7 protein-coding genes and 1 pseudogene are annotated in these 12,470 nt (G+C 69.7%); 1 reads left to right on the forward strand and 7 read right to left on the reverse strand.

Features of this window, described 5'->3' with window-relative positions; all coding sequences use genetic code 11:
* Positions 1-3: 3 nt before the first annotated feature.
* From ABZT02_RS04760 to ABZT02_RS04785, 6 genes and pseudogenes are all read right to left on the reverse strand, one after another.
* A complete protein-coding gene (locus ABZT02_RS04760) occupies positions 4-2,013 on the reverse strand; it encodes a beta-galactosidase (RefSeq protein WP_356014201.1) in 2,010 nt (669 codons plus the stop codon).
* A pseudogene (locus tag ABZT02_RS04765) lies at positions 2,010-2,672 on the reverse strand (hypothetical protein); the annotation flags it as partial. The pseudogene ABZT02_RS04765 and the gene ABZT02_RS04760, both read right to left, overlap by 4 nt.
* Positions 2,673-2,887: 215 nt before the next feature.
* Positions 2,888-4,402: a xylan 1,4-beta-xylosidase gene (locus tag ABZT02_RS04770; RefSeq protein ID WP_356014594.1), complete on the reverse strand. Its 1,515-nt coding sequence runs from the start codon at positions 4,400-4,402 to the stop codon at positions 2,888-2,890.
* Positions 4,402-6,057: an extracellular solute-binding protein gene (locus ABZT02_RS04775; RefSeq protein WP_356014203.1), complete on the reverse strand. Its 1,656-nt coding sequence runs from the start codon at positions 6,055-6,057 to the stop codon at positions 4,402-4,404. The genes ABZT02_RS04770 and ABZT02_RS04775 overlap by 1 nt, the downstream gene beginning before the upstream one ends.
* A 37-nt stretch (positions 6,058-6,094) precedes the next feature.
* The gene (locus tag ABZT02_RS04780; RefSeq protein WP_356014205.1) at positions 6,095-6,967 is read right to left on the reverse strand and encodes a carbohydrate ABC transporter permease; all 873 of its coding nucleotides are present in this window, start codon (positions 6,965-6,967) and stop codon (positions 6,095-6,097) included.
* On the reverse strand, positions 6,961-7,941 hold the full coding sequence (locus ABZT02_RS04785) for an ABC transporter permease subunit (RefSeq protein WP_356014207.1): 981 nt from the start codon (positions 7,939-7,941) through the stop codon (positions 6,961-6,963). The genes ABZT02_RS04780 and ABZT02_RS04785 overlap by 7 nt, the downstream gene beginning before the upstream one ends.
* Before the next feature lie 204 nt (positions 7,942-8,145).
* Here ABZT02_RS04785 and ABZT02_RS04790 point away from each other — a divergent pair, with 204 nt between their 5' ends.
* A complete protein-coding gene (locus ABZT02_RS04790) occupies positions 8,146-9,159 on the forward strand; it encodes an acetylxylan esterase (RefSeq protein WP_356014208.1) in 1,014 nt (337 codons plus the stop codon).
* Here ABZT02_RS04790 and ABZT02_RS04795 read toward each other — a convergent pair.
* A complete protein-coding gene (locus ABZT02_RS04795; RefSeq protein WP_356014210.1) occupies positions 9,140-12,409 on the reverse strand; it encodes a GH92 family glycosyl hydrolase in 3,270 nt (1,089 codons plus the stop codon). The genes ABZT02_RS04790 and ABZT02_RS04795 overlap by 20 nt on opposite strands.
* Positions 12,410-12,470 lie beyond the last annotated feature (61 nt).

The raw sequence follows: 12,470 nt of genomic DNA on the forward strand, positions 1-12,470 counted from the left end.
CGGCTATGGGAGGCGCAGGACCGCGACGCCCCGTGGGTCGAGGGTCACAGCAGCCCCGGCCTCCGTCTGTTTGCCGGTGAGCAGGTCGGTCGCGGTCACGTGAGCCGTCAACTGGGCCGACTGGTCCGTGTGGTTGAGGAGGAAGAGCAGGCGGGTTCCGTCGGGGGCCACTCGGGTGGCCGTCTCCAGGCCCTCGTGGTCGGCGTACGGGCCGATGAGGTCGTGGCGGGACAGGACGCGGCGTACCACCTGGTCCACGCCGGGCTGGTCGAGGGCCGTGGCGACGTACCAGCCCTCGCCCCGCCCGTACCGGTTGCGGGTGACGGCGGGGGTCCCCGCGTAGAAGTCGGAGCCGTAGGTGGCGACCGTCTCGGCGCCCCGGGGCAGGACGATCTCGAAGACGAGCCGTGCCTGTGCGGCCAGTTCCGGGACGGGCTGGGCGAACTCCGCCTGTCGGGAGTCCCATTCGTCGATCCGGATGCCCATCAGGGGCGCCAGAGGGCCGGGCACGTCGGTGAGGAAGGCCCGGTCGTGTTCGTCGACGCGGCCGGAGAGGAAGGTGGCGAGGACCGTGCCGCCGCGTTCCGCCACCGCTTCGAGGCGGGTGGCGAGGTCGCCCTTGACCATGTGCAGGGCGGGGGCGAGGACCACGTCGTACGGGGTGAGGTCGGCGGTGTGCGGGACGACGTCGACGTCGGCGCCTGCCTCGCGGGCGGCCCGGTAGTAGGCGTGGACCACCTCCTGGTACTTGACCAGCCGGGAGGGGCCGTCGGAGATCTCCAGCGCCCACCAGCTGTCCCAGTCGAAGAGCAGGGCGGTGCGGGCGGGGGTGCGGGCGCCGAGGGAGGCACTGCCCAGCAGCTTCAACTCCTCGCCCAGTGCGGCCACTTCCCGGAAGACGCGGGTGTCGTCGCGGCCGGCGTGGCCGATGACCGCCCCGTGGTACTTCTCGCAGGCTCCCCGGGAGGCGCGCAGCTGGAAGTAGAGGGCCGCGTCGGCGCCGTGGGCGATCGCCTGGAAGGTGGCCAGGCGCAACTCACCTGGTCTGCGCAGGGGGTTGACGTCACGGCAGGCCGTCGTGGACGGGGTCTGCTCCATCAGCCAGAAGGGGGCGCCGTCCTTGAGGCCGCGCATCAGGTCGTGGGCCAGGGCGGCCCAGCTCGGCGGGGCGTCCAGGGGCGGGTAGCTGTCCCAGGACGCGAAGTCGAGGTGGGGTGCCCAGCGGTGGTAGTCGAGGGGGCGAAACATGCCCATGAAGTTGGTCGTGACGGGGGTGACCGGATCATGGGTGCGGATCACCTCCTTCTCGGCGAGGAAACAGCCGAGCAGCGCGTCGGTGGTGAAGCGGAAGTAGTCGAGCGTGACGCCCTGGAAGGCGGTGTGGTCGGGGCCCCGCCAGTGCTCGGTGAGGGCGCTGGGCGGTTCGATCTCCTCGAAGGAGGTGTAGCGGTGCGACCAGAACGTCGTCCACCAGGCGTCGTTGAGGGCGTCGAGGGTGACGTACCTGTCCCGCAGCCAGTCCCGGAAGGCGTCGGCGCACAGCTCGCAGTAACAGACGCCGCCGTACTCGTTGTTGATGTGCCAGGCGAGCAACGCAGGGTGGTTCGCGTACCGTTCGGCGAGTCGTGCCGCCATTTGCGTGGCCAGCCTGCGGTACGCCGGCGAGCTGGGGCAGAAGTTGTGGCGTTGCCCGTAGCGGTGCCGCCGGCCCTCGAAGTCGGTGCGGTTGACCTCGGGATACCTGTGCGCGAGCCAGGGCGGCAGGGCGGCCGTGCCGGTGGCCAGACAGACCTGCCGACCCTCGGCCGCCGCCCGGTCCAGGACGCGGTCGAGAACCGTGAAGTCGTAGGTGTTCTCAGCGGGTTGGGTGAGGGACCAGGAGAAGACGCCGACGGTGAGGGTGTCGATCCCGGCCCGGGTGAACAGGTGGTGGTCCGCGTCCCGGACCTCCTCGGGCCACTGCTCGGGGTTGTAGTCGCCGCCGTAGGGGATCTTGGAGCTCGACGGGCTCATACGGTGAAGTCCTCCTGGGTCTCGGCGATCACCGGACGACTGCTGTGCAGCAGGGACAGCAGCAGCGGTGCCGCCAGCAGGGCGGGCAGGGCCTCGGTCAGTACGGCGGTCCCGGCGGCGGTCAGGACGAGCAGTGAGGCGGCGCCGAGGGTGGCGCGGCCGTGCCGGAACAGGAAGTAGCCGGCGAGGCGTGCGGTGTCACGGGTCCGGAACGCGAACAGGGAGGTGAGCACGAGTGCGTGCGCGCCCCAGAGGAGCGAGCCGACGCCGATCCCCGCGAGCAGCACCGCCCACCAGCCGGGCAGGCCGGTGGCGGTGAAGTGGGTCAGCGTGAACGCGATGACCGTCAGCCACGCCAGCAGGGGTGCCCACAGCTTCAGGGCGGGGACGGCGTTGAGCCGCCAGCCGCGCCAGTAGGACCGGGCCGGGTGGAGGTCGGCGAGGTCGCGGTCGCGGTGGTCGAGGGCGTACAGGGCGGCGGCCGTGGCCGGGCCCAGGGGCAGCAGGCACACGGCGGCCAGGGGGAGGTTGGCGGGGGCGGGGCCCAGCAGGAGCAGACCCGCCAGGCCCGGGGAGGCGGCGACGAGGAGCAGGGCCTCGACGGTGAGGAGGGTGTGGACGAGGGCCGCGGCGCGGGAGAGGGAGCCGGATCCGAAGGAGGGGGACGAGGGTGGGGCGTCGTGGGCTGCCGGTGTCCGCCGTTGCGTGGGCCGGAGGCCGGGGGCCGTGCCCTGCGGGACCTGTGGGTCGGCGGGCACCTCGCCGGGCCGCTGGTCGCGGCTCGCCCGCGTCGGCACGGCTCGGCCGGTGGTCGAGGCTCGGCGGGCCGCGCGGGCCCCGGCCCGGGTGCGGTCGGCTGTCAGCCGTTCCCCGCTCACCGCGGCTCCCTTCCCAGCAGTCGGCGTTCGTCCGACCACTCCGGTGCCTCCTCCACGACCGGGGACACCTCCAGGAGGGTGATCTCGTGGCGGGCGAGTGTCAGGTCCAGTTCGGTGCGGTCGTCCTCGACCGGGAGCCGCAGGTGCTGTCGGGCGGGCTCGGCCGCCTCGTGGAGTACGTCGAGCTGCTGCGGGCCGGGTGAGCGCGGGCTGCCCATCCGCTGCCAGGCCGTGCGGGCGTTGCCGTGCTCCTCGTCGACCACGGACCGCCGTACGAACGCCACCCGTGCGCCCCGCACCGGCACCGACAGGCGCAGCCGGTGCCGCTCAGGCCCCGGCGTCTTGCCGGTTTCGTCGACCGGTGCCCAGGCGAGGACGGTCACCCGGCCGTCGGGGTGCCGGGTGGCCAGGTGGTCGGCGCCCCGGGTGAGCAGGTCGGGGCCCATGCGGGCCATGAAGGAGTAGAGGTGGTACGTCGGTTTCCGCACCTGTCGGTGGGTGAGCAGGCCGAAGCCGCCGTGGAAGAGAGCCGTGGGAGGCCCCGCCTCCTCGAACATGTCGCTGAAGGTCCAGTACGAGAAGGAGTCGGCGTGGTCACCGCCGCGGGCGAGGACCGGTGCCAGGTACGCCGCGTGGAAGGCGGTGTCGTGGACCGGGTTGTCGGGGCGGTAGGAGGAGTTGAACTCCGTGATGTGGACCGGGAGTTCGCCGAGCCGGGTGCCCTTCAGCCGTGCGCGGGGCGTGGCGAACTGGTCCAGGAGGTCCTGGGCGGGTGCCAGGACCTGGTGGGTGCCGAAGGGGACGTGCTGGGCGGGGCCCGAGGTGTAGGCGTGCTTCGACACGAAGTCGACCGGGACGTCGTGCTGTTCGGCGAACTCCGCGAAGCGGTCAAGCCACTCGTCGGCGGCCGGTGAGATCGCGGGGCCGCCGACCTGGAGCTCTGCGTCCACTTCCTTCACCGCGCCCGCCGTCACCTCGTAGAGGCGGTGGTACGCCTTCTCGTCCGCGCCCGCCCAGAAGTCGGGCAGGTTGGGCTCGTTCCACACCTCGATGGGCCAGGTGCGCACCTCGGCGAGGCCGTACCGGTCGACCAGGTGCCTGAGGGTCGCCCGGACCAGGTCGGCCCACTCCCCCATGTCCCGGGGCGGGGTGACATTCCCGTGCCACCAGAACACCGTCTGCTCCCCCGACGCCAACTCCGTCGGCATGAAGCCGAGTTCGAGGAAGGGCCGGATGCCGAGCTCCAGGTAGGCGTCGACGACCTGGTCGACGTAGGTGAAGGAGTGACGGACGCCTCGGACACCCTCGGGCCACTCGTACGGCCGGTACACGCCCATGCCGTCGCTCAGCAGCCCGTGCCCGCGGATGTACCGGAAGCCGATCTCGCGCTGGAGCAGCCGCAGGGAGTCCTGGTAGTCGCGGCGCAGGGCGAGTTCGATCCTCCCGGTGCCGACGCAGTGGCGCCAGGCGTCGGAGAAGGGGACGGACGGCTCGGCGGGGACGCGGTGGATCACCCGTTCTCCTTCTTGAACCGATCGTGCGCCTTGTTGTGCAGGTCGACGAGTTGCTGCATGTTCTTCGCCTTCAACTCGGACAGGAACGCGTCCCATTCGGACATGGGGCGCTTGCCGAGCACGAACTGCAGGGTGTTCTGGATGGCGTGGTCCTTGAGGGGGGTGTCCCAGAGCGTTGCCTGCTCCTGCTCGAAGGACTGCAGGGGGTGGGCCGGGTCCACGGGCAGTTCCCTGCGCTGGGACATGACGTCCTGGAACTTCTTCTCGTCCGGGCTGAAGTTGGAGGACACCAGCTCCCAGCTGCCGCCGTAGGTGAACACTCCGTTGAAGAAGCCGAAGTCCTTCTGGAGGTCCTTCGGGGCGTCGGGATCGGAACCCATCAGCGAGATACCGGGCTTGAGCGTGTACTTGCCGCCGGACTCGGTGTAAGTGACGCCGTCAACACCCCACTTGCAGAACTTCTGACCCTCGTCGGAGTACCAGAGCCAGTCCACGAACTGCATCATCGCGACGAAGTCGGCGCTCTTGAGGGCCTTGCTGGAGATCATGATGCCGTTCTCCAGCCGGATGCCGCTCAGCAGAATGGGCCCTGCCGGTCCGAGGGGCACCGGGACCATCTCGATCTTCGAGCCCTTGACCTGCTTGCCCAGGTTGTAGCGGTAGTTCTGCACCAGCTCCTGCGGATTGGCGCTGATCACGTACGACTTCTCGGCCAGCAGCTTCTGCACGGCCTGGTCGTCCTGCTGGGTGAAGCTCTCGGGGTCCAGCAGCTTCTCGGCGACGATCTTTCGCAGGTACTCGATCATCTGCCGGTAGGCGTCCTGAGCGGCGGTGAAGACGAACTTCTGCGCCTTGGTGTCGAAGCTGATGTTGTCGTACGTCCAACCGGCCTTCACTCCGTGCGCCTGGCCGAGGTACTGGAACAACGCCCCGCACGGGAACGGGGTGTTGGTGCTCCAGCGGTCGGTCCAGGGGTATTTGTCGGGGTACTCCGCCTTGAGTGCCTTGAGGACGTCGTACACCTCGTCCCAGGTCGTGGGCAGGGACAGGCCGTGCTTGTCGAGGATGTCCGTGCGGAAGGACAGCGAGTAGCCGGATCTGGGCTTCTCGTGCAGGCCGGGGAGCAGGTAGTACCTGCCGTCGGACTGGCGGATGGAGTCGAGTTCGGGCTCGAGCTTCCATTTCTTCACCTTGTCGCGGAAGTTGGGCATCAGATCGACGTATTCGCTGACCGGGAGGATGGCGCCCGAGGACACGAAGGCGACCTCGCCGGGGTGGTACGTCTTCGGGATGATGAAGGGGGCGTCGCCCGAGCCGATGAGGACGCTGCGCTTCTTCTCGTAGTCGGCCAGCGGGACGTCGAGGGGCTTGATGGTGACCCCGGTACGCCGGGTGACCTCCTTCCAGAACAGCCAGTCCTTCTTGAGCGGGTAGACCGGGTTGTCGTTGTGCAGCATGGAGAAGGACAGCGCCTTGGTGGCCTTGAACCGCTGGCCGGCCTGGTACTCCTTCATCGCGCCGTTCTGCTTCTTGGACAGGTCCTTGGAGTCGCCTCCGTCGTCGCCGCTGCCGCAGCCGGTGAGGGTGGCGAGACCGATGAATCCCGCGGCGGCGAGGATCTGACGCCGCGACAGCTGTCCGGTGTTCTCCACGGATGCTCCCTTGTTCCGTAAGTGAAATGACGGGCTGTCAGCCCTTGACCGCGCCGAGCATCACGCCCGAGACGAAGAAGCGCTGGACGAACGGGTACACGCAGATGATCGGCAGGGCGGTGAGCACGATCGTGACCGCCTGGATGCTCGCGCCGACCTGGCTGAGCTCCGCGGTGCCGGCGCCCGCGTTGCCGCCGCCGGTGGCACCCGCGATGAGGTTGCGCAGATAGACGGTGACCGGCATCAGGTCGGAGTGGTCCAGGTAGAGGAACGCGCTGAACCAGGAGTTCCAGAAGGACACCGTGTAGAAGAGCACCATGGTCGCGACGACCGCCTTGGACAGCGGCAGCACGACCCGCAGGAGGATGCCGTAGGTGTTCAGGCCGTCGATCTGCGCAGCCTCCTCCAGCTCGGTCGGCAGGCTCTCGAAGAAGGCCTTCATCACCAGCAGGTTGAAGACGCTGATCGCGTTGGGCAGCGCGATGGCCCAGACGCTGTTCTTCAGTCCGAGCTCGGTGACCAGGATGTAGTGGGGGATCAGACCGCCGGTGAAGAACATCGTGAACACGGCGATACCGATGAGCAGCCCGCGTCCCCTGAGGTGCTTCTTCGACAGGACGTAGGCGTAACAGGTCGTCAGGACCATGGCCACCGCGGTGGACACGACCGTGTAGAACACGGTGTTGCCGTAGTTCCGCCAGAACATCGAGTCCTGGAAGACGATCCGGTACGTGGTGAGGTTGAACCCCTTGGGCCACAGGGTCACTTCACCGGCCCGGATCTGCCGCTCCCCGCTGAAGGACCGCGCGACGATGTTGACGAAGGGGTACAGGGTCACGATCACGACGAGGGTGAGGATCACCCCGTTGACGCCCTGGAAGACCCGGTAGGAACGGCTCGGCTTCACCACAGGCTGGTCCCCACTGTGCGGCGCGAGAGCGTGTTGGCGGAGGTGATGAGGACCAGGCCGATGACCGCCTCGAACAGGCCGATGGCGGCCGCGTAGCTGAAGCTGTTGGACTCGACGCCGGCCCGGTAGACGTAGGTCGAGATCACGTCGGCGGTCGGATAGGTCAGCGGGTTGTACAGCAGCAGGACCTTCTCGAAGCCGACCGCCATGAACGTGCCGACGTTGAGGATCAGCAGCGTGACCATGGTGGGGCGGATACCGGGCAGGGTGACGTGCCAGATCTGTTTCCAGCGGTTGGCGCCGTCGATGCGCGCGGCCTCGTACAGGTCCTCGTCGATGGTCGTGAGCGCGGCGAGGTAGAGGATCGTGCCCCAGCCCGCGGTCTGCCAGATCTCCGAGCCGACGTAGATCGTGCGGAACCAGTCGGGCTCCTGGATGAAGCGGATCTCCTCGTGCCCGAACCAGCCGAGTGCGTGGTTGACCGGCCCGTCGGTGGCGAGCATCTGCATGGTGAGGCCCGCGACGATCACGATCGACAGGAAGTGCGGGAGGTACGACACCGACTGCACGAACCGCTTCAGGGAGCGCCGGCGCACCTCGTTGAGCAGGAGGGCGAGGACGATCGGGAGGGGGAAGCAGAACACGAGCGTGAGCCCGCCGAGCCACAGGGTGTTGCGGAACACCTGCCAGAAGGTCGGGTCGCTGAGGAACATGCGCACATAGCGCAGGCCCACCCAGTCCTCACCGAACATCGAACCGCCGGGCTCGAAGCGCCGGAACGCGATCACGTTGCCGATCATCGGCAGATAGCGGAAGACCAGGAAGAACAGCAGCGGCAGGACGGCCAGCGAGTAGAGCTGCCAGTCGCGACGCAGGGCCCGGCGCCATCCGCTCCGCGGCACAGGGCGGGCGACGGCTCCGGGCGGGTCCTCGACGCTGGGTGATGGAGAGGCCGACTTGACGGATGTGCTCATGCTCGGTCCTCTCAGACGGAGACATGGAACCGAAACTTTCGAGCTCTTACCGGTAACTTCGCGGCAACTTAGAGGCAGCGAGAAAGCGCTGTCAATGGGGCGGGTGGGAGATACCCGGGACAGGAGTGGGGTAGAACAGGGGAGGCCACATCCCGGCCCCCTCCGCAAGTTTCACTACTTGGACCGACTCATGCGAGGTGCCCTGTGCCTGCGTTCGACCTGCCCGCCGCGGAGCTGGAGCACTACCGTCCCGATGTCCAGGAACCCCCGGATTTCGACGAGTTCTGGCGTGACACCCTGAAGGAGGCCGCGCAGACGGACGCGTTGGTGTCGGTACGCCCGGTGGAGAGCGGGCTGCGGCTGACGCAGACCTGGGACGTCACGTTCCGGGGCTTCGCCGGCGATCCGGTACGCGCATGGTTCAGCAGACCCGCCGGGGTGCGCGAGCCGCTGCCGGCGGTCGTGGAATATGCGGGCTACGGCCGCGGCCGCGGCCTCCCGCACGAGCGGCTGACCTGGGTGAACGCCGGGTACGCGCATCTGCTGATGGACAACCGCGGCCAGGGCGACCAGTACGGCAACGGCGGCGCGACCCCCGACCCGCACGCCTCGGCACCGGGCGGGCCGGGCCCCGCGGTACGGGGACTGCTCGACCCGCGCGCCTACCACTACCGGCGGCTGATCACGGACGCGGTGCGCGCGGCGACGGCGGTGCGGGCGCTGCCGGAGGTGGACGGGGGACGCATCGCGGCCGTCGGCAACAGCCAGGGCGGCGGGCTGGCGCTGGCCGTCGCGGGACTGGTCCCGGATCTGGCGGCGGTCGTGGTCACCGCGCCCTTCCTGTGCGGCATCCGACGCGCTCTGGACCTGACCGACGCGAGTCCGTACGGCGAGATCAGCGCGTACCTCTCCGTGCACCGGGGCGTGGAGGAGGCCGCGTATCGCACGCTCTCGTACGTGGAGGGCGTCTCCTTCGCACGGCGCGCCGTCGCCCCGGCCCACTTCGGGGTCGGCCTGCGCGACACGGTGTGCCCGCCGAGCGGGGCGTACGCGGCCTTCAACCGCTACGGCGAGGTGACCGGCGTGGATCCCCGCAAGGAGATCCACGCCTATCCGTACAACGGCCACGAGGGCGGCGACGCGGTACAGGTGCGTCGCCAACTCAAATGGCTGGCAGGGGTGTTCGGGATCAGCCCCGTCAGCTCACAGCCATGGTGAACACGTGAAGGTCCGTGTTCCGCGGCAACTTCACGCTCGCGATGCGCTTGCCTTCCGGTGCCGTGAACGGCTTCGTGGCGAAGACGTACGTCGCCACCGGATCCCGGTCCGCGCCCGCCACGTTGCGATAGGCGGCGCGGGCGACGACCTCGTTGCCGTACTGGACGGTGCCGCCGCCTCCTCCGACGGTCCAGTCGGTGAAGGCGAGTTCGACCGTACCGATGCTTCCGTCGGTGTAGGTGACGGTGGCCTGGGACCGCTGGTCGCCGTTGACCGCGCTGCCGATGAAGGACAACTGGCTGATCGGCTCGTCCAGTTGGATGGTCTGGCCGGATGCCCTCGCGTTGTCGGGGCGGCCGTTCGGTGAGTTCGGCCAGGTGAAGGTCAGGCCGTCGACCGTGCCCTGCTCGCCCGGGGCAAGACCTGCCGCCTCCAGTGCCTGGCGGGAGTAGCTCCAGCCGCCGCCGTCGTAGTCGGCCTCGTCGTGGTCGCCGGAGTCGTCCGAGACACCGGTGTTGTCGTAGGCGGCGAGGAGGGCGCCGGGTGCGGCGACCGTGAGGGACACGGGCTGTTCGTACGCGGTGCCGTCCGAGGTGACGGCGACCGTGACGTCGTAGAAGCCCTGCGTGGTGCCCTCGGTCGTGCTCAGGGTGATCTCCTTCGAGCCGTCGGTCACCGTGCCCTCGGCGGGGGTCGCCGTGATGCCGTCCGGTGTCTCGACGCGGAAGCGGACCTCGGGGCCGGTGCCGTCGCCGCTCAGGGACAGCGCGCGGACACCGACCTTCGTGCTGCCGCCCGGCGCGATCGTCGCCGTGGTCGGGCCGACACCGATCTGGTACGGCTGCTCGCCCTCGCGGAAGGACGGCGGGGCCGCGCTCGTCCCCCAGGCCGGGGCGGGCTCGGTGGAGAGGGTGTAGTCCAGTCGGCCGCCGTCCCGCACGAAGGAAGCCGGCAGCCAAGGTGCCCGGCTGGTACGGCCGTTGACCTTCAGGGAGTGGACGTACGGCGCGTCGGCGGCCGCCCCCTCCGCGCGGACGGAGATGTCGTTGCCGGACGGGCGGTCGATCTCGATACGCGGGAAGAGCGGTGAGGCGAGGACCAGTTCGGACCGGGACGGCACCTGGGGGTACATGCCGACGGCGGAGAAGACGTACCAGGCGGACATCGCGCCGAGGTCGTCGTTGCCCGGGATGCCGCCCGGCTGGGTGGACCAGAGCTGCCGCATGGCGGCGCGGACGGTCTCCTGCGTCTTGTAGGGGGCGCCCGCGTAGGCGTACAGGTACGGGACGTTGATCGACGGTTCGTTGTCCAGCTCGGACTTCTCGCCGCCGTTGCCGGTGAAGGCCCAGTCGCCGTTGTCGTCGTGGAAGAAGGCGTCCAGGCGGTCGAGGGCCTTGTCACGACCGCCCATCGCGGCGAACAGGCCCGCCGGGTCGTGCTGGACCATCCAGGTGTACTGGGCCGCCGTCTCCTCGACGAAACCGTTGCCGGTGGCCGGGGTGAAACCGGTGACCCAACTGCCGTCCGCCTTGCGGTTGGCGATGTATCCGCCGCTCGGGTCGGCGGCGATGTTGAAGCTGTTCTGCCACCACTGGGATCTCTTGGTGAAGGTCGCCGCCGTGTCCTTCTCCCCTGCCGCGCGCGCCAGTTGGGAGAGCGCGAAGTCCGCTCCGGACATCTCCAGGGTCTCGGCGGCGCCGCCCCAGGCGTTGGAGACGGACGGCATGTAGTGCAGCTTCAGGTACTTGTCGAGGGAGGGGCGCTGACCGATGGACAGCACCGGCTTGCCGGCGGACGACAGGTCCTGTGCGGTGGGGACCGTGGCGGCCTGGACGAGCGAGTCCAGTGCCCCGCGCAGGTCGAAGCCGGTGCCGCCGAAGGCGCGGATGCCGGCCAGGGCGATGGGTGAGGGGTCGCCGTTCATGACATGGGTGCCGCTCGCGCCGTGCAGCCAGCGGTCCCAGACGCCGCCGTTCTGCCGGGCCAGCTCGTACAGGGACTGCGCCACGTCCGTGCCGGTGCGCGCGTCGAGCAGGGTCAGCAGCTGCACCTGGCCGCGATAGACGTCCCAGCCGGAGAAGGTGCCGTACTGGGCCCGGTGGCCGCGGGCGACACGGTGCACCTCGTCGTCGCTGCCCCGGTATCTGCCGTCGGCGTCGCTGATGACGTTGGGGTGGAGGAGGGCGTGGTAGAGCGCGGTGTAGAAGGTGGTGCGTTCGTCGTCGGTGCCGCCGCCGACGCGGATCGCCCGCAGTCGGTCACGCCAGGCGTGGCGGGCCGCCTCGCGCACCGCGTCGAAGGAGCGCCCTCGCGGGTTCTCCGCGGCGAGGTTGGCCTCGGCTCCCGCCCGACTGACATACGAGATCCCGATCCTGACGCCGACCTGCTCGGTGCCGGGCGCGAACTGGACGTATCCGCCCGCCCCCTTGCCCACGACGGGCCGCCCGCCCTGGGAGAAGCCGCCCGTGCCGCCGGAGGCCTTGAGGCTTCCGGGGGTGAGCTTGTCGTCCTGCCAGGTGCCGGTGGCCGCGAAGGGGCGGTCGAAGTGAGCCGTGAAGTGGACGGTGTAGTAGGCGCGTTGACCTTCCGGGTCCAGGTAGCCGCAGAAGTTGCCGGACGTGACCGAGCCGGAGACCGTCCGGGTCGCCGGGTCGATCTCGACCGTCGAATCGGTCGAGCCCACCTCGGAGTTGGCGGTCCGGAAGAGCAATGAGGCGGGCTGGTCGGCCGGGTAGGTGAAGCGGGCCGAGCCGGTGCGGGCGGTGGCGGCGAGGTCGGCGGTGACTCCGGAGGCGAGGCCCACCTTGTAGTGGCCGGGCTCCGCGGTCTCGTCGGCGTGACTGAAGTCGGCCGCGTACACCGCGTCCTTGGTGTCGCTCGCCGGCGACGAGGTGACCTCGCCTGCGAAGGGGAAGAGCGGGATGTCGCCGCTGCCGCCCGCGCAGCCCGTGCCGGACATGTGCGTGAGGCTGAAGCCGCGGACGCGGGTGGCGTCGTACAGGTAACCGCCGGGCGCGGCGGTGCGGGTGGCGTCGCCGCGGGTGTTCTCGGGGCTGAAGGAGAACATGCCGAACGGGGTGACGGCTCCGGGGAAGACGTTGCCGCCGTTCTTCGTGCCGATGAGCGGGTTCACGTAGGCGGTCGGGTCGTCGACGAGATCGGGTGGCGCGGCGGGCGCCGCGAGGGCGGGGGTGGCGCCGGTGGCCGCGAGAACGGCCGCCAGCAGCAGGGACGTAGGACGGAAACGCATGACGCGGCCCCTCCTCCTTCGGACGGGTCGCGCACCACAGGTCGCACAAGCCGCAGGGACA

The organism is Streptomyces sp. NPDC005402 (assembly GCF_040606575.1).
GTDB lineage: Bacteria > Actinomycetota > Actinomycetes > Streptomycetales > Streptomycetaceae > Streptomyces.

What these genes read in the sequence shown, in the direction of transcription:
- ABZT02_RS04760 (WP_356014201.1), bottom strand. Translation starts at nt 2,013, where the DNA reads ATGAGCCCGTCGAGCTCCAAGATCCCCTACGGCGGCGACTACAACCCC.
- ABZT02_RS04785 (WP_356014207.1), bottom strand. Translation starts at nt 7,941, where the DNA reads ATGAGCACATCCGTCAAGTCGGCCTCTCCATCACCCAGCGTCGAGGAC.
- ABZT02_RS04795 (WP_356014210.1), bottom strand. Translation starts at nt 12,409, where the DNA reads ATGCGTTTCCGTCCTACGTCCCTGCTGCTGGCGGCCGTTCTCGCGGCC.